The following is a 22,422-nucleotide window of genomic DNA, read 5'->3' on the forward strand; positions in this document are numbered from 1 at the left end:
CGTCTAATATATGCTATTTGGGACTCATCAATGAAAAATTAACTGACTTGTAATAAAGAGTCGGATGCTTTGTCATTTTCTTCTGCTGTCTTCATCATTTTTATCTGCATTTCGAATTGACGTTGCAAATTAATCATTCCGGTGAGTTCACCAACAGCACTTACATTACTTGTTTCTAGCGCGCCACCTGCTACTTGGACATTTAAATCAGCCGCAGCTGGAGTGCCATCTGCTTGTCGAAACATGCCATCATGGCCTCTCACTAAATTTCGCACATCCGGATTAACCAGTTTTAATTGATCCACTTCTTCCAATGCATTTGCTGGTGCGCCTTGCGGACGAACCTCAATACGACCATCAGCATGGATTTTAATTTGTTCAATGGGCGTGGGAATAACTATTGGACCATTTTCACCAATGACAGGACGACCAGATGATGTTAATAACTCACCAGTAGGGCCCATGTGTAAACTACCAGCTCGGGTATAACTTTCATTGTTCTGATCATCGAGTACACTTAACCAGCCATTACCTTGGATCGCCACATCTAATGCATTGCCGGTTTGTTGCAATGCGCCAGATGTAAAGTCTTGCCCTGGACTTTCGGTAATAGCAAATACGCGTGTTGGTAGACCTTCACCAAAAGCTTGCATTGAACGTGCTTGTTCAAAGTCAGATTTAAAACCATGTGTATTCACATTGGCGATATTATTGGCACGAACAGCCAATGCATTCATATTTTCTTTGGCACCCGACATCGAGATATAAAGCATATTGTCCATTCGTCAATCCTCTGTCACTTTTCGTTAAAATCGTTGATTACCCGTCTAATACCAGTAATAAAGCAATTAAAGTGCCAAAATGAAAAAGCCACCCTAAATAGGATGGCTTTTTATCAAAATACAATTTACTGAGAGAGCTTAAATAACGCTTAAACCCGCTTGCAACATGGCTTAATGGCCTGTTAGATTAACGGATCTGCAATACTGTATCTTGCAGTTTAGAATTCACTTCTAAGGTTCGTGAGTTGGCTTGATAGTTACGCTGTGCCGTAATTAAGTTAACCAGTTCGCTGGTCAAGTTTACATTTGACTGCTCTAGCGCCGATGAGTTAATTTTACCAAAGGTTCCAGAATTAGGTTCGCCAGCAATCGCACTACCCGAAAGTTGTGATGCACGCCAGCCCGTATCACCGGTCTGACTTAAACCTTGTTCATTAGCAAATTTAGCCATTGCAATCATACCTAATTTATCATTACGACCATTAGTATAACTCGCTGATATCATGCCATTAGGACCGATATCAATACCTGTCAAGCGCCCTACCGTCGCCCCGTCTTGCTCAAGCTTAGAAACTTCAAATGCAGAGGCAAACTGAGTTGGATTATTAATATTAACTTTAATCGTCTGAGTAGTATCAGCACCGTTGGTTAAAATAGCGCCCAATGGCACTGTCTCAGCAATCGCAGGGAGTTGCTGTTGCAATAAACCTGAAGAATCAAAAGTCAGACGTAATGCGGCTGGTTTTATCGGAGTACCCGGTGCTGCGGCAACAGCTTGGCCGCCAACAATATCAATAGGTTTATCATCCACATAGTTGAATTCCAACCAAGAATTCGCAGGCGCTCCTACGGTACCATCTTTAACATAATAAGTTGATAAGGTATGAGATTCACCTAATGAATCATAGACAGATACTGATGTCGCAGAGGTAAACGTGCCACTATCCGTTGGGTCAAACTTGGTCGGATCTAATACCGGGGATGTGGCTGGTAAATTCATCGTCATATCAACATTGCTAGTTGACTCAGGTACACCAGCGGTATCTGGAATTTGTAACGCTTTTGTTGACGCCATACTCACGGCTTTTGGTGATCCGTCATCATTTACATCATAAACTTGCAGGTAATTACCTGCCGAGTTAGTAACAAAACTGTTCGCGTCGAGCTTAAATGCACCTGCACGAGTATAGTTACGATCCATAGAATCAAGACCATCCGACATAACAAAGAAACCGTTACCGTTAATCGCTAAATCCAACGAATTTTCAGTAAAGTTCAAGCTACCTTGTTGGAACTGCTGGGCAACATGCGCTGTTGCCACACCGTTACCAACCGATGTTTTAGCGTTTGAGAAAATCGATGTTGCATACACATCACCAAACTCAGCGCGCGACTCTTTAAAACCTGTAGTATTAACGTTGGCAATATTATTAGCCGTGGTATTAAGGTCTTTCTGAGCAGCGTTGATCCCACTCAAGGCGATGTTAAATGACATAGATCTTCCTTTTTATTCAATAAATTTAGTAAGTTTTAGAGGCAACCTCTGTTGCTTGGCTCAGTGGTAAACTACCCATACCTTTTAAGTTCAGCATAATACCGTTACCGGTATTACCAATATTAACGCTTTCAACATGCTGGAAACTTGAGATTTTAAGGTCTTGAGCATTACCTTCTATCGACGCAGACGCTTTTAAGCGGTAACTTCCTTCCGCCACTTTATTGCCGTTCATGTCCGTGCCATCCCAATCAAAAGGGATCGCACCACTCTTTTGTTCACCCAAATCGATAACTTTAACAACTTCACCGACTTGATTAGCAATTTGTAAGCGCATATTCGGCGCACTCTGCGGCAAATCAATACGACCAGTTACATTCTCACCAGCAGATAGAAATGCTGATGATGCAGGCGCGAGTACCTTGCTACCCACTAAGCTAGACGCTTGCAGTGCTTGGTTCGAGCTCATGATGGTATTTAACTGTTCAAACTTACTGTCCATCTTAGAAATACCATCGGCCGTGGTGAATGACGCCATTTGCGCCACCATTTCCGAGTTTTCTACCGGTTTAAACGGGTCTTGATAAGCCAGCTCTTGTGTTAGTAACGAGAAAAAATCTTCTTGGCCAAGCTCTTTGCGGGTAGTTTCTGCCGCCTGCTCTGCCGCGTCCTTTTTTTCCGTTTTAAACTGACTGCTAAAGTCAGCTACGTTATTGCTATTATTAATTGTCGTCACAACGAAATACCCTCTATTAGCCTTGACCTAACGTTAATGTCTTATTTAACATTTTCTTAGCTGAATCAGCTATTTGCACGTTGGTCTGGTATGAACGAGATGCGCTAATCATGTTTGCCATCTCTTCCATTACGTTTACATTCGGACGATATACATAACCATCTTCGTCAGCTAATGGGTGGTTTGGATTAAACTCATTAACTAATGGTGCATCACTCTCTACAATCCCTGCAACATTCACGCCAACTGCATCATTTTGTGCAGAATTAGCTTGGTCTAATTGTGCTTGGAAGATTGGATAGCGCGCTTTATAGGTTTCACCAGCACTGCTACTCACTGTATTTGCGTTAGCAAGATTACTCGCGGTGGTATTTAAACGCACCGATTGTGCACTCATTGCCGACCCGGCAACGTCAAAGACTCGAAATAAGCTCATAATTATTGTCCTTTAATTGCCTTGCGCATAGTTTGAATTTTGCTGCTTAAAAACGACAGTGACGCCTGATATTCCATGCTATTTTGCATAAAACTAGCACGTTCAGTTTGTACGTCAACGGTATTACCATCACCAGTATCGGGCTGGTTAGGTACTCTAAATTGCAAATCAGACGCGATTCCTCTACCGCCTGATATATGACGTTCACTGGTTTTTGATAAATTAAAACTAGTGCCTTGAGTAGCACTTGCTAGGGCATCTTTAAAGCTTAAGTCTTTGGCTTTAAAACCCGGCGTATCCGCATTGGCAATATTACTCGCCAATACTTCTGCACGGCGTTCTCTTACGCCGACTGAATATTGGTGTATACCTAATGCATTATCAAAATTAATAGCCATGAACGCCTCCTAAATATTTATATCGTAATCAATCGCATGATAATTACGATGATAGAAAGAATAAAGCAACATGTATGCCAAAATATTAGTTTAGGAGGGTGGATTATTTTAAAATAAGGAGAGAGAACATTTAGCAGATAAAAAACAATGAGTTGCAAAGTGAGGTAGCGAGTTAACAAGTCTCACCAAAGGAGGTTAAAACAAGGAGGAATGATTAATACAGATATAAAATGTTGAAAAAACAGTTTTTTGACGCTGTACTAAGGTTAGTCACCGCCAATAAATGAACATCCTTGTTCACACACTAACTAGCCGTAAGATAGACTATTTCAGTTTGTATACGATACCCGGATTACAACGAACCATTTCGAATTTATCCGTTAATCCAGTCAGGGATTCTGATGCCCCTAAAAATAAATAACCGCCCGGTTTTAATGAGGCGGCAAATTGATTTAGGATCTGACTTTTAATCTTTGGTGAAAAGTAAATAAGTACATTACGGCAAAAAATGATATCGAACTTGCCCAACAAGGCATAACTTTCTAACAAATTGATTTCACGAAATGATGTTAATTGCTGAACTTCTCGATTCACCTTCATTTTGTCATCAGGTAATGTCGTAAAGAACTGACGTTTACGTTCAGGCGATAAACCACGGCCAAGCGCTAGGCGATCATAAACCCCTTCTTTACAGTGCTTAATCATGGTCGGAGAAATATCGGTACCGACAATTTGCACATTAGGTTTCACCAAACGTTTTAGTCTTTCCTGTGTTTCAATCGCTGACATCGCAATTGAAAACGGTTCTTGGCCAGACGACGATGCCGCAGACCATATTTTTACAGGCTGACCTTTATTGATGAATTCAGGTAAAATCTTAGCTTGTAAATACTCAAACGGATACACGTCGCGAAACCATAAGGTTTCATTGGTGGTCATCGCATCAATTACATCATTACGTAAATCACGCGCTAACATGGTCATCGATTTTTGTACTAGCTCAGTTAAACTAGTCATCTTATGTTTTGCCAATAGCGGCAATAAACGACTTTTAACTAAATATTGTTTATTTTGCCCTAATACAATACCGCACTGAATCTCAAGAAATTCACTAAAACGGGTATATACTTCATTTGACAATGTTTGCACTATTTTTTACTCAACTTTCTATCTAAAGATATGTGTTCGATATTACAGGTCACCTAGCTAGGATCCGCTGCTTTTAACGCTTTTAATACTGCACCGGCAAGTTCATCAGGGTTAAATTTAGCAATAAAGTCATTCGCCCCCACTTTAGTCACCATAGCTTGGTTAAACACCCCACTTAATGAGGTATGCAAAATAACATATAAACTATTTAATGATTTGTCATTTCTTACTTCAGCAGTCAGAGTGTAACCATCCATTTCTGGCATCTCAATATCTGAAATCATTAACGCAACTTGGTCGCTAATAGGTCCATTAGCCGCCATTTCACGTAATTGATTTAAGCCATCACGACCATCTTTAGCTAATACGATTTTAAAACCAAGATCAGATACCGCTTTCTTAATCTGATTACGTGCCACACTTGAATCGTCGACGACTAGAATCACTTTCTCGATCGCGGTCTTATCAATGTTGGTTGCTGTATCCAGCACTTCCTTACTAATTTCCATACTAACAGGCGCGACTTCATGGAGAATTTTTTCCACATCTAGTACTTCAACTAATTCATTATCGACTTCAGTCACCGCGGTTAAGTAGCTAAAGCGACCGGTGCCTTTTGGCGGTGGTAAAATAGATTCCCAGTTAATATTGATAATACGCTCAACGCTTGATACTAAGAAACCCTGCACAGAACGGTTATATTCAGAGATAATAATAAATGCTTTACTCAGATCCTCAATAGGACGACCGCCCGTAGCCAAGCTTAAATCAATCACCGAGATCGTTTTGCCACGAATATGTGCAACACCACGTACCACGCTATTCAACTTAGGTAAAATCGTTAATGGCGGGCATTGTAGTACTTCTTTCACTTTAAATACATTGATGCCGAAACGCTGACGCCCATTTAAACGGAACATAAGTAGTTCTAGACGGTTTTGCCCAACGAGTTGTGTACGTTGATTGACCGTATCGAGTAATCCTGCCATTATTCATCCTCAGCTAAAGTAGCTATTATTATCAAAGTGGCTTAAATCTTGCGTTCCACTGTATTATCCATTTATATTGTTGTTGACGGTATAAAGTAGTCAAAAACTTGGCTATTAAATCACTTTATACGTAACCTTTAATCTTATATCGGCTTAGAAACCTAAATGCTTAAATATATTTTCTCATTGCTGCTTTTATATTGTTTCAGTTTAGTAAGCTATTTACCACTTGCGCACGCCACAGCAGATAAACATCGGGCTATTGAGGAGTTTGCGGAATCTTTTATCAAAGCGCAACTGTTTAGCGCTGAGAATGAAAGAGTAAGCATAGAAGTAACGAAAATTGACCGCAGAATAACAGTAACTCAGTGTGAAGGTAATATGTCAGCAGAGTTAGTCGGTAATAAAAGTTTACAACGCTCAGCGACAGTGCGGATCCGTTGTGATGATACTAAAAATTGGCAACTTCACGTAGCGGTAAAGATTATTCGGCTGGTGCCAGTAGTCGTCAGTACCCGACCATTATCAAAAGGCCGTCTATTAACTAAAAACAATACTAAAATAGTATATATGAACCGAGTATTATTACGCTCCGGTTATATTTCTGATTTAGTCTTTGTAAATAGAGCCAAATTAAAAAGACAACTCTCGGGAGAGCAAATGATCTCAACACGAGATATTTGTCTTGTGTGTAAAGGTGAAAGCGTTACAATTACCAGTTCGGTGGGAAATCTGACCGTAAAAACGGGTGGTGTAGCTTTGTCTAACGGTATTCTTGGTGAAAAAATCAATGTGCGTAACGTCAAATCGAAACGAATCGTTTCAGGCGTTGTCCAAGCAGCAGGCGTAATTCAAATAAACTATTAAAATATGCTAAAGTTTTATTATCCAGGGTCGATAATATTTTAGTACACCTGTTTACAATTCAATAGGTAGAGAAATGGCCATAAACTTAACCAATTTAAATAATCGTAGTCTCCAGCTTGATCAAGCGAGAAGTGCACAGCAGAAAGCCAACGTTAGCGGTGGTAATTCTACTCAAGCTTCACCGCAACGTATCGCCCAAGGTGACTCGGTTAACATTACATCACAAGCCAAAAGTTTGACCGCTATGGAACATGATTTAGCTCAAGGTACACCCGTTAACGAGTCGAAAGTAGAAAGTTTGAAAAAAGCCATTGCTGATGGAAGCTATCAAGTTGATGCGAATAAATTAGCAAAGAACATGTCTAACTTCGAATCTTTACTCTCATAACTAGTGCACTGTAGATACAGATGACAATAAAAACATTGCCTGAATTACTTGGTTTACAAGTATCTTATGTAGAACAACTACTGGCTCTATTAACAGCTGAAAAATCAGCGTTAGAGTCACGCGATGTCACAGCTTTAGAAAAGCTCAGCCAAGAAAAACAGCAGAAAATAACGCAAATTGCCGAGCTTGATGTCAAGATTAGTCAGCATGCAGATGCCGCAGAATTACTGTCGACCTACTTATCTCAAAAACAACAAATTGAAACCGAACTCACCCAATGCCAAGAATTAAATGATGTTAATGGCAAATTAATTGAGCTCAATTTACGCAATACCAAACGACTCACTGATACCATCATCCGTAGTCGCTCTCGCAATAATATTACCTATGACAAGTTAGGCCGTACTCGCGGTTCATTCTCAACACTTGGCATGACGTTTAAATCATAACGCTCCTCGCGTCTATTAACATCCCACTTAACGTACTCTATTACACTATCGATCACACTCTCTATTAACAGACCGTCACATTAATGGCCAAACCACCTTTCGATGTTTCTTTGTATTTATTCTTCATATCATCGCCTGTGGCTTTCATGGTCTTAATCACCTGATCAAGTGATACCTTATGGTCTCCAGTACCCATACGAGCCATACGCGAGGCATTAATCGCTTTCACGGCACCAATAGCATTACGTTCAATGCACGGAATCTGCACTAACCCCCCTACCGGATCGCAGGTTAAGCCCAGATTATGCTCCATGCCAATTTCAGCGGCGTGTTCCACTTGCTCTAACGTGCCACCTCGAATAGCGGTTAACCCTGCAGCCGCCATTGAACAAGCAACGCCAACCTCACCCTGACAGCCGACTTCCGCGCCAGAAATAGAGGCGTTTTTCTTATACAAGGTGCCAATTGCAGCACAAGTCAGCAGGTAGGTTTTAATTTTATTTTCCGTTAACGGACTGACAAACTGATCATAAAAGTACATCACAGCAGGAATAATACCCGCAGCGCCATTAGTCGGTGCGGTCACCACACGGCCACCCGCAGCATTCTCTTCATTCACCGCCATCGCATACATGTTAACGAAATCCATACCATGAAAAGTATCATCCTTGGCATCTGGCGCTTGTAGCTTTTCAAACAATCCAGGCGCGCGGCGACGAACGTTTAATCCACCCGGTAAGATACCGTCATTACGACAACCACGATGGATACAATCAACCATAATACCGTGGAGTTGTAATAATTTTTCATCAATAACCGCATCGGTATTTAACTGGCGTTCATTTTCATACATCAATTTTGCGATCGACAAGCCATGTAAACGGCACGTGGCAAGCAGTTCATCAGCACTATCAAATTTATACTTAGGCGGGGTCTTGGCATTTTCTTCCAGTGGCCTATCAATATGATCATGGTCAAGAATAAAACCTCCACCAATCGAATAGTAGGTTTTTGTAAGGACGATATCATCGTGACTGAGTGCCGTTATCGTCATACCATTACTGTGGTAAGACAAGGTTTTACGCTGATGTAAGATAATGTTTTCAGCGCGAGTAAAAGGCACAAAACCAATATCGGTTAGGTTAATGCCTTGTGCTGTATCTATTGTCGATAAGATTGAGGGGACTTGTTCTGAATCTATTTTATCTGGCTCATAGCCTGCTAACCCGAGAATAATCGCCATATCACTGCCATGACCTACCCCCGTTTGCCCTAGCGAACCAAACAGTGCGGCATTAATACTTAAGATTGATTGTCGATTATCGAGCGCTTTGAGGTGTTGTAAAAAATCAAACGCGGCACGCATAGGGCCAACGGTATGTGAGCTCGATGGTCCAATTCCAATACTAAACATATCAAAGGTACTGATCATAAAATGCTCCCTAATTAATGAATAAGACTTACTGTAGGTATAGCACATGATTTTTGATGCAAGTTTCTTACTGTTTGGGAAAAATATTACGACTATAATTAGTTATAATCTTACATATTCTCTGCTTTTAAAATCAGCAATCGCATTATGTTTATGCTAGTCAAGCGTCTTTAACTGTAATAAAGTCACAAAAATCGCTTAAACGATGCTAAAAATAAGTAAAAAATGTAATAATAGTTCGACTTAGTTCATATTTTTTACATAATTGACGTAATAAATATCCAGTAAGGTTTATAATGCCGCTATAGATTCGCATTTATCTTAATCACTTTCATCATGCGCCCACTGCGGAGCTTGCCAGGAAAATATCATGAGTATGCTCGAAAAAATTATCCAAAATTTAGAAATATTCAGTAAATCTGAAAAAAAGGTTGCTGATGTTATTCTAGAATCTCCGCAATCTGCAATTCATTCAAGTATTGCAACGCTTGCCAAAGTGGCTGATGTAAGTGAACCGACAGTAAACCGTTTTTGCCGTCGTTTAGATACCAAAGGTTACCCTGATTTTAAATTGCATCTCGCACAAAGCTTAGCTAACGGTACCCCATACGTAAACAGAAACGTAGAGGCCAACGACGGTCCAGAAGTGTATACACAAAAGATCTTTGAAACGACAATCGCTCACTTAGATTCAGCAAAAAATAGCTTGGATCCAGAAGTCATTAATAAAGCCGTTGATCTGCTGATTCAATCAAAACAAATTTCGTTCTTTGGTTTAGGTGCTTCCGCATCCGTTGCCCGTGACGCTGAAAATAAATTTTTCCGCTTTAACGTACCGGTTATTTGTTTTGATGACATTATGATGCAGCGCATGAGCGTGATAAACAGCACTGAAGATTCAGTGGTGGTATTGTTCTCACACACAGGCCGTACTAAGAGTATGGTAGACGTGGCTAAACTAGCACGAGAAAATGATGCTATCGTTATCGGTATCACGGCTCAAGACTCTCCGTTAGCAGAATATTCGAATTTAGTTATCTCACTGGATGTACTCGAAGATACTGACGTGTACATGCCAATGGCATCACGTGTCGCGCAATTAGTACTGGTCGATGTACTTGCGACTGGTTTCACATTACGCCGCGGAGAGAAATTCCGTGAGAACTTGAAAAAAGTGAAGTCAGCGATTAAAGATTCGCGCTTTAATAAAATAGATTAATCTAATAATGGCCGCTGATATGTGGCCATTTTTGTATCCCGCTATCACTACTTTTATTTATTGTTGTCACAAAGCGGTCATCAAGTGTTTGCATACTAATACCCTTTAAACCCCTTTGTCGACAGTATTTAAATTACATACTATACAATCAATCATCTCATAATTCATATGGAGTCATTATGTTACGTCGTACTAAAATTGTAACCACTTTAGGTCCAGCAACAGATCGTGATAATAACCTAGAAAAAATTATTCTTGCTGGTGCCAATATGGTACGTATGAATTTTTCTCACGGCAATGCCGAAGACCATATTAAACGTGCCGAAGACGTACGTGCTATCGCTAAAAAACACAATAAACACGTAGCAATTTTAGGTGACTTACAAGGTCCTAAAATCCGCGTATCTAAATTTACAGACGGTAAGATCCAATTAAACCTCGGTGATAAATTTTGCCTAGATGCAACATTCGATAAAACAGCTGGCAATCAAACATGTGTGAGCATTGACTACCCAGAGCTAGCAAGTGATGTATTCGCTGGTGATGTGCTGCTACTTGACGATGGTCGCGTACAATTAAAAGTAATCGAAATTAACGGTCAGCAGATCCACACTGAAGTAACAGTGGCAGGCCCATTATCAAATAATAAAGGCATCAATAAGCAAGGCGGCGGGTTATCTGCTGAGGCGCTTACTGATAAAGACAAAGCCGACATTATTACAGCGGCTAAAATTGACGTTGATTTTGTTGCGGTCTCTTTCCCACGTAACGGCAGCGATATCAATTATGCGCGTGAACTAGTGCGTGCTGCAGGTTCAAATGCAAAAATCTGTGCCAAAGTAGAACGTGCAGAAACAGTTGCAACAAAAGAAACAATGAAAGAAATCATCTTAGCCTCTGATGCAATCATGGTTGCTCGTGGTGACTTAGGGGTTGAAATTGGTGATGCAGCATTGGTTGGTGTACAAAAATCATTGATCAACTTATCACGTAAATATAACCGTGTAGTGATCACTGCAACACAAATGATGGAATCAATGATCACCAGCCCAATGCCAACCCGTGCCGAAGTAATGGACGTGGCAAATGCGGTACTTGATGGTACAGATGCTGTAATGCTGTCTGCAGAGACTGCTGCGGGTGACTTCCCAGTAGAGACGGTTAAAGCTATGGCTGAAGTATGTTTAGGCGCAGAAACGCACCCAAGCGTCAATGTATCGAACCACCGTATTGATTACACATTCGATTCAATTGAAGAAACAATTGCAATGTCGACTATGTATGCAGCCAATCATTTAACAGGCGTAAAAGCGATTGTGGCATTGAGTGAATCAGGTACCACACCACTATTGATGTCTCGCATCAGTTCAGGCTTACCTATCTTCTCACTATCTCCACATCAGAAGACCCTAAACGCAACTGCATTATACCGTGGTGTAACACCATTACAGTTTAATACTGAAGGGTTATCACAAGAGCAAATCGTTGAAGGTACTTACGCTGTACTTAAAGAGACTGGTCAAGTTAAAGCCGGTGACATCATCTTGCTAACGCTAGGCGATAAAATGGATACCGTTGGTTCAACCAATACCAGCAAGATTCTAACGGTAAAATAAGTCTATTTATCTACAAGTTAGCGATTTAATTTAGTTAACTTGTAGAAAATGAACAGGCATAAAAAAACCGAGGTTATTATAAATAGCCTCGGTTTTTTATTCTTTATTAAAAATCTAACCCGTAAGCTAGATTTTTAACGTGTTGTTAATCGTTAAATTAAGCAACTTTATCGTTTTTTGTTACTGTCGAAATACCCGCGAACTCTTCTGCTGTGAATGAGTCAACGTTAATCGCAGCAAAACGTAATGCATCAGCAGCAAGTAGTTCATCCGCTTCAACTTGGGTAATAATACCTTTCTCAACAGCAAGTGGCGCAGCCACTTTAGCCGCTAGCTTACGTGGCAATGTACCTTTAGATGCAGCAATCGCAATTTTCTTCTCGATTGGCTGTACTTTGTACATAGCTTGGAATGCAGATTCCATATCGTAGATAGCTGTGTTGGCATCATTCTCATCACCAACATAACAAAGGTGCGTTAGACGGTCACGCGCTTCACTTGGTTTAAGCAATACTTCACAAATTTCTTTTGAAATATCATCCGCAGGCATTTTATAGTTGATGCCGAATGGGAATACCACCGCTTTCAATGTACCGGCGATGCCTTTGTTACCGAAGTTTTGGAAGAAACCAGTAAATGCTTTACCAATTTCAAACAAGTTACGTTCGATAGCCCAAGATAACATAGGTAAATCTTCAGCTTGACGACCTTGCTCTTCAAAATGTTTCAACGTTGCAGATGCAAGATACAAGTTACTTAGTACATCACCTAAACGTGCAGAAATCATCTCACGACGTTTCAAGTCACCACCAAGTACTAGCATAGAAACGTCAGCACATAATGCTAATGCTTTACTCATACGCGTCAGTTGCTTGTAGTATTTCTTCGTTGGACCAGATACTGGTGCAGAGTTTAATACACCACCAGTTAGGCCTTGACCTAATGCACCAAAGAAATTTTTAGTTCCAAAGCCGATGTGTTTAAATAACAACTCATCAAATTGCGCTAGGCCTTCTTTCTCATTTGGATTTGCTGCTGCTTGTAACTCACCCAGTACGTATGGATGACAACGTGTTGCACCTTGACCAAAGATCATTAGGTTACGTGTAAGGATGTTTGCCCCCTCAACCGTAATTGCAACTGGGATACCCCAATAAGCGTGTGCAAGGTAGTTTTTAGGACCACATTGGATACCACTACCAGCTTGAATATCAAGCGCATCATCAATAACTGTACGTGCCATTTCAGTCATGTGATATTTAGAAATCGCCGTTACAATCGCAGGGCTTTGACCTAAGTCTAGGGCACCTGTAGTGAATTTACGTGCAGCTTCAAGTTGGTAAGTTAAACCACCGATACGTGCTAGAGACTCTTGAACACCTTCAAATTTACCAATTGATAGACCGAACTGTTTACGCACGAATGAGTAAGCACCCGTCATACGTGCAGCTAGGTGACCACATGCTGTACCAAGTGCAGGTAAAGAAATACCACGGCCAGCAGATAGACACTCAACCAGCATACGCCAGCCTTTACCGACCATTGAAGGCCCACCGATAACCCACTCTAGTGGAATGAATACATCATCACCATAAGTAGTACCGTTCATGAATGCCAGACCCATTGGGAAATGACGGTCACCCAGTTCAACACCTTCGTGTGAAGTTGGAATTAACGCACACGTAATACCGATATCAACAGTATCACCAATTAAGCCATCCGGATCTTGAAGTTTAAATGCCAGACCAAGTACAGTGGCAACTGGTGCTAGAGTAATATAACGCTTGCTCCACGATACGCGGATGCCCAGTGTTTCTTTACCTTCGAATTGTTCTTTAACAACGCGACCCATGTCTGGAATACCACCAGCATCAGAGCCCGCTTCAGGACCTGTCAGTGCGAAACATGGTACTTCAGTACCGTTTGCTAGACCTGGTAACCAACGATCTTTCTCTGCTTGTGTACCGTAATGTGCAAGTAACTCGCCAGGACCCAATGAGTTAGGCACCATGACTGTTACCGCTGTAGATAAGCTACGCGTTGCAATCGTGGTTACAATTGTTGAGTTAGCGTAAGCCGAGAATGCTTTACCGCCGTATTCTGTAGGAATGATAAGCGCAAAGAAACCATTTGATTTAATGAAATCCCAAACTGGTTTTGGTAAATCACGGTCTTCATGAACAATTTTATAATCATCCAGCATTGCCATTAATGTTTTAAGTTCGTTATCAATGAAGCTTTGTTCAGCTTTACTTAACTTCGGTGTTGGGTAGCTAAGCATTTTATTCCAATCAGGGTTACCTGCGAATAAATCACCATCCCACCAAACACTACCAGATTCCATTGCTTCCTGCTCTGTTTGCGAAAGCGGTGGCAAGATCTTCTTAAACACTTTAAATAATGGTGCTGTGATATTATTTTTTCTAAATTCACTCATTGCGCTCATAACGATTTCCTTTTGTTTCACCATTTTGATGTTGTACTCACAACATCAAAATGGCTGAATTGCATCTACATGCTTGTAGTTTCAGTTGAGGTATTCATTCCCGATGCCAAATAAGGGATCACTTTACGAATTAGTCCCTCGACATCAATATCTTGATTAAAGTCTGCTTTAGCAATATCCATTAATGCGCCACTTGAGCCCATGGTAAATACTGCCGTACCCAAGGTGAAATGTAATCGCCAGAATAGTTCTTGCGATGACAACGTTGGGTTCGCTTTCAATAAAGCCTTAGTTATGTTGGCTAAGACTTCACCGTAATGCGTTGTTGTGTACCAACGTAAATGCCCTTGCTCATCGGTATAGCTTCGACCAAGCAGTTGCATAAAAATCACGGTACCATTTTTACTTTGTTGCTCTAATGCTAATAGCGGATCAACAAAACTGTTAAACACATCTAATAACGATGGCTTTTCAGCTTGTGTGCATAAGGCTGTTAACTTCTCATTCAGTAGGGGCATGAAGAGTTCGAGATGTCGGGCAATAACCGCCTGAATCAATTCTTTCTTAGAACCAAAATGATAATTAACTGATGCCAAATTCACACTTGCTCGTGTAGTTATCAAGCGTAAAGAAGTATCTGAAAACCCGTGTTCTGCGAACAAGCTTTCGGCTGCATCTAGAATGCGAGTTTTTGTATCCAACTTACTAACCATAATTAACCCTTTTTAAACGAACGTTTTAAAATTACGTTCTGACGGACTAAATGTCAACACAATGTAAACAAATGTTTGAAACAAATGTATTGAACTTGCCCTAGTTCGCATTTTTGTACGACTATAAAATTTAAATACCCATTAGTAAGTAGCTAAAATAAGGGGTTAAAGACAAACACGAGCGCCGATATTTATCTTCTACTCCCTTAAATATAGCACTGTTAAAAATGAATAAAGCGCCAACCTAAGTTGCCGCTTTATTTATATTTAAACAGTTTTTAAAACACTAACGAATCACTATGTTTTATTTATTTAGCTTTATTCATTCAGTTTTATTTTCCAGATAGCTGGACCTTCAACATGCGCAGAGACACCGTTGGTATCAACCGCAACTGTCATTGGCATATCAACCACATCAAATTCGTAGATGGCTTCCATACCTAAGTCTGCAAAAGCAACTACGCGTGACTTCTTAATCGCTTTAGATACTAGGTAAGCAGCGCCACCAACAGCCATCAAATACACTGCCTTATGCTTCTTGATACTTTCAACTGTTGCAGGTCCACGTTCCGATTTACCGATCATGCCTAATAAACCCGTCTGTTCTAACATAGTATCGGTAAACTTATCCATACGTGTTGCAGTTGTTGGACCAGCAGGGCCTACAACTTCATCACCCACAGCATCGACTGGACCCACGTAATAGATAAAGCGGTTAGTAAAGTCTACGCCTTCTGGCAAACCTTCCCCTCTATCTAACATGTCTTTAATGCGTTTATGTGCCGCATCACGACCGGTTAGAATTTTACCTGACAAGAGAACAGTTTCGCCTGTTTTCCATTCAAGGATAGATTCTGGTTTGATACCATCAACATTAACACGGCGAACACTATCACTAATTTCCCACGTCACTTCTGGCCAATCTTCTAGTTTTGGTACATGCAATTCTGCCGGACCAGAACCATCAAGCGTAAAGTGAGTATGGCGTGTCGCTGCACAGTTCGGGATCATCACCACAGGTTTTGATGCCGCGTGGGTTGGACAAGATTTGATCTTAATATCCAATACCGTCGCCATACCACCTAAGCCTTGCGCGCCAATACCCAGTTTATTTACACGATCAAAAATGTCTAAACGCATTTTCTCATCGGTAGTTTCAGCGCCACGTTCCATCAGCTCATGAATATCAACCGCTTCCATTAATGACTCTTTTGCCATTACTGCCGCTTTTTCAGCTGTGCCGCCGATGCCTATACCTAACATACCCGGTGGACACCAACCTGCACCCATAGTCGGTACGGTTTTTTCAACCCAAGCAGCAACATCATCAGACGGATTTAACATCACCATCTTACTTTTGTTTTCAGAGCCGCCGCCTTTCGCTGCGATCATCACTTCTACTTTCGCGCCAGGTACCATTTCGACGTGCACAACACCTGGGGTATTGTCTTTGGTATTTTTACGGGCGCCAGCTGGATCCGCGACAATTGAAGCGCGCAGTGGATTTCCGGCAAAGTTATAAGCACGACGAATACCTTCATCAACCATTTCTTGTACAGTTTGATCGGTTTCCCACTGCACGTTCATGCCAATTTTAACGAAACAAGTAACGATACCAGTGTCTTGGCAGATTGGACGTTTACCTTCCGCAGACATGCGAGAATTAATTAGAATTTGCGCAATCGCATCTTTAGCGGCTTGGCTTTGTTCTGCGTTGTAGGCTTTTTCCATTGCTTGGATAAAATCAAGCGGATGGTAATATGAAATGTATTGTAGTGAATCTGCAATACTGTCGATAAAGTCCGCTTTACGGATAACTGTACTCATGGTCAACTCCCTTTTGCTTACTCACTGTGTTAACTGATTATTATATTTATCATGATTAAGACGCGGTAACGGTCTCAACCTAGTTAACAATAAGATATGTGGTTCTAAATCTACCTCTATCATACCTTTGCTGATCGCTTCTCTCCACTAAAAATACGCGAAACCGATACTAAATAACAACAGCGGCACAACTTTATAGCAACACGGTTTTGATTTTCGGCTGCATATCGTTCAAGATTAATCGACCTATTTGTGATAATCTGCGCGCATCAAAATTTAGGGATATGCTGTACCAATGAAATCACTTGTAATAAAACCTATTGCCTTTCCTAGCAACGGCATTCACGCATTTTTTGCCCCGCTAAGTCATGCCCCTTGGTCAATTTTACTCGAGTCAGGATCGGCAGATCACATTGATAGCCGTTTCCACATTATTGTTGCCGACCCTATCGCAACCATTATTACAGAAGATAAGCAAACCACCATCGAGCAAGCCAGTGGTAAAACCGTCACCAGTGAAGATTCATTTTCCGTGTTGCAGCGTCTTAATCAACAACTCATTGGCGAAGTAGCGGCGCATACACTGGATATTGAATTACCTTTCATCGCTGGCGCACTGGGGTATTTTGGTTATGACCTTGGCCGTAACATTGAAACCATTGCCAACACGGCCAGTAATGACCTGCACTTCCCTGATATGGCGGTGGGTTTATACGATTGGGCGATTGTGGTGGATATTAAATGTCAGCAAGTATGGCAAATCCAATTTAGTGACAATGCCGAGCACGCTTGGCAACAGCGTCATGATTGGTTAGCTGAGAGTGGCGTGGGTAAAGTATTACCAAACCAAGCCTCCACGTCTGCATTCAAGCTACAAAGCAGCTGGCAGTCAAATATGTCAGAGCAGACATACCATCAAAAATTTGCCCAGATACAAGACTATTTATACTCTGGTGATTGTTATCAAATTAATTTAGCCCAGCGCTTTAACAATCAATACCAAGGTGATGAATGGCAAGCTTACTGCACCTTAAGTCAGCATAATAAAACGCCCTTCTCGGCATTTATGCGCCTGGAAAATAAAGCAGTATTGTCTATTTCACCGGAACGTTTTATTCAAGTTAAAGACGGCAATATTGAAACCAAACCAATTAAAGGCACTCGCCCACGTAGCCAAGATCCGCAAATTGATCAAGCTAACGCACAAGCATTACAAATTGCCGAAAAAGACCGTGCTGAAAACGTGATGATTGTCGATTTACTGCGTAATGATATTGGTAAAATTGCCGTACCGGGTTCGGTCAGTGTACCGAAACTGTTTGATATCGAAAGTTTTCCCGCAGTCCATCATCTGGTCAGCACTATCACTGGTAAGCTACCAGCGGATAAGAATGCGAGTGAATTATTACGAGCCTGTTTCCCAGGTGGCTCTATCACCGGCGCACCCAAGGTGCGTGCAATGCAAATAATTGAAGAACTAGAACCACATCGCCGCTCACTTTATTGCGGTAGCATAGGTTATCTTTCTGCACATGGGCATATGGATACCAGTATTACTATCCGCACATTATTGTGTGATAGCGGTGAAATATACTGTTGGGCTGGCGGTGGTATTGTTGCCGACTCTGTCGTCGAAGAGGAATATCAAGAAACATTTGATAAATTAGGTAAAATATTACCTATACTTTAAATTAGTCATCCAGTATTTTAGCTAATAAGCATCATAAATCAGTGCATGAGCTAGATTACACTGGTTCAACATAACAAGTTGCAGGGACGCATATGGATATAGATTCGTTAACTTCACGCTTTGTACTCTCACCAAGCCGTGAGCCGATCAGTAAATTAACCAAGGTATTTACCCCCGCAGCCGTTCTATTTCTGATTGTTGAACGCGAGCAACAGCTCAATTTAATTCTCACTCGCCGAGCGTCACATTTGCGTCATCACAGTGGCCAAATTGCCTTGCCGGGTGGAAAAACAGAAAAAACCGATAGCTCAGCGATTGCCACGGCATTACGTGAAACCCACGAAGAAATTGGTATTCCAGCCAATAAAATCACCGTATTAGGCACCTTACCGAGCAGAGTAACGGTTAGCCGTTATTATGTCACCCCCGTCGTTGCCTTAGTCGATGATGATTATGAATCTAAAATTGATCCTAACGAAGTGGATGAAATTTTTGAGGTACCCTTAGCTTTTTTACTTGATGATGATAATCATATTATTGAAAAAAGTTTATTTAAAGGTAAATACCGTGAAGTGATGTTTATGCCTTGGGGTAAGTATCCGATATGGGGAACGACGGCAGCAATTATTAAAGATTTTTCCAAACATATTAGGTCACATGAAGCGCAGACCTAATGACACACCCAATGCATGCTCTGTACTATCGGTGTGATAAATAATGCATATCTACAATACCTATTTCAGTACTAACCAAAGCGCATGCAGCATGCCAGGGATAACAAACAAGAAGCAAAGTAGGATATTAATCAGCAAGTCTTTACCAGCGCCATTGTTAAGAAATACAGCGACAGGTGGTAGCAATATAGCCAAAATTATTAACACTATTTTATTCATTTAAGTTTCTCCAACCGCAATTAATCATCACATTAAGTCATTTCATTATAGAAGTGATACTACCGCCAGTCCAAATTAAGACCGACGGCAGTAATTAAATCCAACTCTTATTCAGCGGCTTTATCTACCATGTGCAGATGCACATCTTGTTGTGGGAATGGGATCGACAAGCCTTCTTTATCAAAACGTATTTTCACTTCACGCGTGATATCCCAGTACACATCCCAATAATCTTCTGTTTTCACCCAAGGGCGAACAATAAAATCAACCGAAGAGGTATTTAACGTATGCAGCTTGATCATTGTTTCAGGGTTCTTTAATACCAAAGCATGTGACAGCACAATATCAGCCAATACCGTTTCAGCTAGCGCGATATCATCGCTATAACCAATACCAAATACCATATCCACACGGCGTACACGTTCATGGGTGATATTTTTAATGATATCGCCCCATATTTTACTGTTCGGCACGATAATAACTTGGTTATCAAAGGTTTTGATCGTGGTATTCACCAGACTCATATGAGCCACTTTACCTGATACACCACCCGCTTCAACAAAATCACCTTCATCAAAAGGACGATAGATCAGCAGCATCATGCCCGAAGCAAAGTTCGACAAGGTATCTTGCAATGCAAAACCAATCACTAAACCTGCCACACCAAAACCAGTTAAGATTGGCGTTAAATCAACCCCCACTTGTGACAATGCGATAAGCAAACCAACCGCAAACACAACATTACCCGACATCGAAGTAAAGAAATCTTGTATCAAGCGCGACAATTGCAAGTTCGGTGACGACACCGCTCTTTTCACCATTTTACGGGTTAGTTTTTTCAACCAACGGAACGCTAAAATAATCGCGACAAAAATTAATAGCTTGAATAATAATTCCGGTGCATTGTTGGCTAACCACTCGCCAGCGCCCTCACCCCAAGTCGACACGATCGACAAGATTAAATCCACATTAAGTAATTCATCAGTCAATGTACCAGTGGCTTCAAACAGCTGTTGTTTATATTGCGTCGTGTCTAAAGACATTTTATCGGCAAGCGTCACTAAAAATTGTAACGTAGTGATATCGTTATTTACTTTACGTTGGGCAATAATATGCTCTAACTGTATTGCAGTTTTCTCACCTTCGGTAGCCGACTTAAGCTGCTTACTCAACAATGCTTCTTGTTGATTATCAAAAGTCAAAGACGCAGACATGAATCCAAGTCGACGCTCAATATCACCAATTAAGGCTTTTTCTTTTGCTGGTGCTGATTGATCGAGTAACTTTAACCATTGATAGTTGGTCCACTGATCGGCTAATAATCGCGTTGAAAAACGACGAGATTCATCCAATGATTTTTGCGCTGATAATTTACCTTCATTGGTTTCTTGTTCTAACACTTTTTCAGTCATTGCGATCTTATTTAACAGATACTTTGACGCGTCTGCAATAAACTCCACCTGCTGATTAACTTGCTTTAACAAGATGCCGTGAGTCTCATCTGTACGCTCATCAATAAGATCTTGAATCATTTCTCGCAGAGCATCATTTTTATTTAATAATTGTAAACGAACGACATCTCTGGCTGTACCAGTCATGTTTTTTGACTCGTTATATAACTCCGAGATGTCATTATCGAGATTATTTAGCTTTTCTATTTGTGGTGAGGTTACTTGTTGGGTAGCTAGTTGTGGTGAAACAGCTTGTGGCGAAGATGCTTGTACAAAAGACAGGCTAGGCACCAATAACATCAATAATAAAACTATAATTTTCATTATTACTTCAACTTTATCATTAGGATTTAACAAGAATAGCAAACCAATCATCATTTGCTAAAATGAAGGGCATTAAAAAACCACGCGATTAAGCGTGGTTTGAATTAAATACTATACCCAGGCTCGTGGTTGTGTGACGACATCGACTAACGCTTGTTGCGCTTCGTTCTGTGGTTCTAAATCATCATAGTGCCAGCTAGCAAGTGGTGGCATCGACATCAAAATTGATTTTGTGCGGCCTTTACTTTGCAAACCAAAAATAGTGCCACGGTCGACAATCAAATTAAATTCGGCATAACGGGTACGACGGAACAATTGGAACTGACGTTCTTGTTCAGTATATGGCTGATTTTTACGTTTCGCGACAATCGGTGCATAAGCTTGGATATACCCTTTAGCTACAGACTCAATAAAGCTTAAGCTTTTGTCGATATCCCATTCATTCAGATCATCATAAATAATACCGCCGATACCACGATATTCTTCACGGTGTGGCATATAGAAGTAATCATCTGCGTCTTGTTTGAATTTTGCATACAAGTCATCACCAAATGGGGTCACAGCATCACATGCTACGGTGTGGAAATGACAGGCATCATCGGCATATAAATGAATTGGCGTTAAATCGAACCCACCACCTAACCACCAATGTTGTTGACCATCATTATCAGTCACCATGAACATTCGTACGTTGGCATGACTTGTTGGTGCATGTGGATTACGCGGATGCACAACCACAGATACGCCCATAGCTTGGTATGACATACCAGTAAACTGTGGACGCTTAGCCGATGCAGCAGCCGGTAATTTATCACCGCTCACCATCGAAAAGTTCACACCAGCACTTTCATATACTTTGCCATCACGTAATACACAACTTGTACCCTGACCTAAATGGCTAGTCCAATTGTCGGCGATAAACTCGCCGTTGGTTTCTTCCGCTTGAAAAGCCGTGATAATCGTTTTTTGTATATTACGAAAAAATGATTCTAAATCATTGATATTGACAGTCATAACTACCTTACTTACAACTTAATTGACACGGCATACGCACGGTCATTTAAAAAGATTATGAATAAAAAAACCCATACTGAGTATTAAAGTATGGGGATCAAAAAATAA

At 40.9% G+C, this 22,422-nt stretch carries 21 protein-coding genes; 7 read left to right on the top strand and 14 right to left on the bottom strand.

Annotated elements, in window-relative coordinates:
* Positions 1–38: 38 nt before the first annotated feature.
* From flgF to CXF93_RS01600, 7 genes are all read right to left on the bottom strand, one after another.
* Positions 39–782, bottom strand: a complete 744-nt coding sequence (gene flgF, locus CXF93_RS01570) for a flagellar basal-body rod protein FlgF (RefSeq protein ID WP_101060552.1) — start codon at positions 780–782, stop codon at positions 39–41.
* Between the two features lie 187 nt (positions 783–969).
* On the bottom strand, positions 970–2,277 hold the full coding sequence (gene flgE / locus CXF93_RS01575; RefSeq protein ID WP_101060553.1) for a flagellar hook protein FlgE: 1,308 nt from the start codon (positions 2,275–2,277) through the stop codon (positions 970–972).
* Positions 2,278–2,302: 25 nt separating this feature from the next.
* Complete coding sequence (locus tag CXF93_RS01580; RefSeq protein WP_101060554.1) at positions 2,303–3,013, bottom strand: flagellar hook assembly protein FlgD; 711 nt, start codon at positions 3,011–3,013, stop codon at positions 2,303–2,305.
* A 16-nt stretch (positions 3,014–3,029) separates the two neighbouring features.
* Positions 3,030–3,449: a flagellar basal body rod protein FlgC gene (flgC, locus tag CXF93_RS01585; RefSeq protein WP_101060555.1), complete on the bottom strand. Its 420-nt coding sequence runs from the start codon at positions 3,447–3,449 to the stop codon at positions 3,030–3,032.
* A 2-nt stretch (positions 3,450–3,451) separates the two neighbouring features.
* Positions 3,452–3,847, bottom strand: coding sequence for a flagellar basal body rod protein FlgB (gene flgB, locus CXF93_RS01590; RefSeq protein ID WP_101060556.1), 396 nt, complete (start codon positions 3,845–3,847; stop codon positions 3,452–3,454).
* Positions 3,848–4,171: 324 nt separating this feature from the next.
* Positions 4,172–4,996, bottom strand: a complete 825-nt coding sequence (locus CXF93_RS01595; protein ID WP_101060557.1) for a protein-glutamate O-methyltransferase CheR — start codon at positions 4,994–4,996, stop codon at positions 4,172–4,174.
* Between the two features lie 53 nt (positions 4,997–5,049).
* Positions 5,050–5,985 (bottom strand): chemotaxis protein CheV, encoded by a 936-nt coding sequence (locus tag CXF93_RS01600; RefSeq protein ID WP_101060558.1) that lies wholly within the window; start codon positions 5,983–5,985, stop codon positions 5,050–5,052.
* Positions 5,986–6,150: 165 nt separating this feature from the next.
* Between CXF93_RS01600 and flgA the strand changes: the two genes are divergently transcribed.
* From flgA to CXF93_RS01615, 3 genes are all read left to right on the top strand, one after another.
* Positions 6,151–6,852, top strand: a complete 702-nt coding sequence (gene flgA / locus CXF93_RS01605; RefSeq protein WP_101060559.1) for a flagellar basal body P-ring formation chaperone FlgA — start codon at positions 6,151–6,153, stop codon at positions 6,850–6,852.
* A 73-nt stretch (positions 6,853–6,925) separates the two neighbouring features.
* The gene (gene flgM / locus CXF93_RS01610) at positions 6,926–7,240 is read left to right on the top strand and encodes a flagellar biosynthesis anti-sigma factor FlgM (RefSeq protein WP_101060560.1); all 315 of its coding nucleotides are present in this window, start codon (positions 6,926–6,928) and stop codon (positions 7,238–7,240) included.
* Positions 7,241–7,260: 20 nt separating this feature from the next.
* Positions 7,261–7,689, top strand: coding sequence for a flagella synthesis protein FlgN (locus CXF93_RS01615; RefSeq protein WP_101060561.1), 429 nt, complete (start codon positions 7,261–7,263; stop codon positions 7,687–7,689).
* Between the two features lie 64 nt (positions 7,690–7,753).
* Here the strand turns inward: CXF93_RS01615 and CXF93_RS01620 are convergent, their stop codons facing one another.
* Entirely contained in the window at positions 7,754–9,121 is a 1,368-nt protein-coding gene (locus tag CXF93_RS01620; protein WP_101060562.1) for an L-serine ammonia-lyase, read from the bottom strand.
* A gap of 370 nt (positions 9,122–9,491) precedes the next feature.
* Between CXF93_RS01620 and CXF93_RS01625 the strand changes: the two genes are divergently transcribed.
* Positions 9,492–10,340, top strand: a complete 849-nt coding sequence (locus CXF93_RS01625; RefSeq protein WP_017220288.1) for a MurR/RpiR family transcriptional regulator — start codon at positions 9,492–9,494, stop codon at positions 10,338–10,340.
* Between the two features lie 179 nt (positions 10,341–10,519).
* Positions 10,520–11,956, top strand: coding sequence for a pyruvate kinase (gene pyk, locus CXF93_RS01630; protein ID WP_101060563.1), 1,437 nt, complete (start codon positions 10,520–10,522; stop codon positions 11,954–11,956).
* A 157-nt stretch (positions 11,957–12,113) separates the two neighbouring features.
* Here pyk and CXF93_RS01635 read toward each other — a convergent pair whose 3' ends face one another.
* The 3 genes from CXF93_RS01635 to CXF93_RS01645 form a co-directional block, all read right to left on the bottom strand.
* Positions 12,114–14,402, bottom strand: coding sequence for an acyl-CoA dehydrogenase (locus CXF93_RS01635; protein ID WP_101060564.1), 2,289 nt, complete (start codon positions 14,400–14,402; stop codon positions 12,114–12,116).
* A 65-nt stretch (positions 14,403–14,467) separates the two neighbouring features.
* Entirely contained in the window at positions 14,468–15,115 is a 648-nt protein-coding gene (locus CXF93_RS01640) for a TetR/AcrR family transcriptional regulator (protein WP_101060565.1), read from the bottom strand.
* Between the two features lie 318 nt (positions 15,116–15,433).
* On the bottom strand, positions 15,434–16,942 hold the full coding sequence (locus tag CXF93_RS01645) for a fumarate hydratase (protein ID WP_101060566.1): 1,509 nt from the start codon (positions 16,940–16,942) through the stop codon (positions 15,434–15,436).
* Between the two features lie 295 nt (positions 16,943–17,237).
* Here CXF93_RS01645 and pabB point away from each other — a divergent pair, with 295 nt between their 5' ends.
* Positions 17,238–18,632: an aminodeoxychorismate synthase component I gene (gene pabB, locus CXF93_RS01650; protein ID WP_101060567.1), complete on the top strand. Its 1,395-nt coding sequence runs from the start codon at positions 17,238–17,240 to the stop codon at positions 18,630–18,632.
* A 92-nt stretch (positions 18,633–18,724) separates the two neighbouring features.
* Positions 18,725–19,306, top strand: coding sequence for a CoA pyrophosphatase (locus CXF93_RS01655; RefSeq protein WP_101060568.1), 582 nt, complete (start codon positions 18,725–18,727; stop codon positions 19,304–19,306).
* A 60-nt stretch (positions 19,307–19,366) separates the two neighbouring features.
* On the opposite strand, the gene CXF93_RS01660 is transcribed toward CXF93_RS01655, so the two are convergent.
* The 3 genes from CXF93_RS01660 to hemF form a co-directional block, all read right to left on the bottom strand.
* Positions 19,367–19,525, bottom strand: a complete 159-nt coding sequence (locus tag CXF93_RS01660; RefSeq protein WP_101060569.1) for a YqaE/Pmp3 family membrane protein — start codon at positions 19,523–19,525, stop codon at positions 19,367–19,369.
* Positions 19,526–19,632: 107 nt separating this feature from the next.
* The gene (locus tag CXF93_RS01665; protein WP_101060706.1) at positions 19,633–21,300 is read right to left on the bottom strand and encodes a mechanosensitive ion channel family protein; all 1,668 of its coding nucleotides are present in this window, start codon (positions 21,298–21,300) and stop codon (positions 19,633–19,635) included.
* A 111-nt stretch (positions 21,301–21,411) separates the two neighbouring features.
* The gene (hemF, locus tag CXF93_RS01670) at positions 21,412–22,314 is read right to left on the bottom strand and encodes an oxygen-dependent coproporphyrinogen oxidase (RefSeq protein WP_101060570.1); all 903 of its coding nucleotides are present in this window, start codon (positions 22,312–22,314) and stop codon (positions 21,412–21,414) included.
* Between the last annotated feature and the right edge of the window lie 108 nt (positions 22,315–22,422).

It is taken from the genome of Moritella sp. Urea-trap-13, assembly GCF_002836355.1.
In the GTDB taxonomy this organism is placed as follows: Bacteria; Pseudomonadota; Gammaproteobacteria; order Enterobacterales; family Moritellaceae; genus Moritella.

Coding starts and splice junctions, on each gene's coding strand:
- flgF (WP_101060552.1), bottom strand. CDS start 782: ATGGACAATATGCTTTATATCTCGATGTCGGGTGCCAAAGAAAATATG.
- flgE (WP_101060553.1), bottom strand. CDS start 2,277: ATGTCATTTAACATCGCCTTGAGTGGGATCAACGCTGCTCAGAAAGAC.
- flgC (WP_101060555.1), bottom strand. CDS start 3,449: ATGAGCTTATTTCGAGTCTTTGACGTTGCCGGGTCGGCAATGAGTGCA.
- flgB (WP_101060556.1), bottom strand. CDS start 3,847: ATGGCTATTAATTTTGATAATGCATTAGGTATACACCAATATTCAGTC.
- CXF93_RS01600 (WP_101060558.1), bottom strand. CDS start 5,985: ATGGCAGGATTACTCGATACGGTCAATCAACGTACACAACTCGTTGGG.
- flgA (WP_101060559.1), top strand. CDS start 6,151: ATGCTTAAATATATTTTCTCATTGCTGCTTTTATATTGTTTCAGTTTA.
- flgM (WP_101060560.1), top strand. CDS start 6,926: ATGGCCATAAACTTAACCAATTTAAATAATCGTAGTCTCCAGCTTGAT.
- CXF93_RS01615 (WP_101060561.1), top strand. CDS start 7,261: ATGACAATAAAAACATTGCCTGAATTACTTGGTTTACAAGTATCTTAT.
- CXF93_RS01620 (WP_101060562.1), bottom strand. CDS start 9,121: ATGATCAGTACCTTTGATATGTTTAGTATTGGAATTGGACCATCGAGC.
- CXF93_RS01625 (WP_017220288.1), top strand. CDS start 9,492: ATGAGTATGCTCGAAAAAATTATCCAAAATTTAGAAATATTCAGTAAA.
- pyk (WP_101060563.1), top strand. CDS start 10,520: ATGTTACGTCGTACTAAAATTGTAACCACTTTAGGTCCAGCAACAGAT.
- CXF93_RS01635 (WP_101060564.1), bottom strand. CDS start 14,402: ATGAGCGCAATGAGTGAATTTAGAAAAAATAATATCACAGCACCATTA.
- CXF93_RS01640 (WP_101060565.1), bottom strand. CDS start 15,115: ATGGTTAGTAAGTTGGATACAAAAACTCGCATTCTAGATGCAGCCGAA.
- CXF93_RS01645 (WP_101060566.1), bottom strand. CDS start 16,942: ATGAGTACAGTTATCCGTAAAGCGGACTTTATCGACAGTATTGCAGAT.
- pabB (WP_101060567.1), top strand. CDS start 17,238: ATGAAATCACTTGTAATAAAACCTATTGCCTTTCCTAGCAACGGCATT.
- CXF93_RS01655 (WP_101060568.1), top strand. CDS start 18,725: ATGGATATAGATTCGTTAACTTCACGCTTTGTACTCTCACCAAGCCGT.
- CXF93_RS01660 (WP_101060569.1), bottom strand. CDS start 19,525: ATGAATAAAATAGTGTTAATAATTTTGGCTATATTGCTACCACCTGTC.
- CXF93_RS01665 (WP_101060706.1), bottom strand. CDS start 21,300: ATGAAAATTATAGTTTTATTATTGATGTTATTGGTGCCTAGCCTGTCT.
- hemF (WP_101060570.1), bottom strand. CDS start 22,314: ATGACTGTCAATATCAATGATTTAGAATCATTTTTTCGTAATATACAA.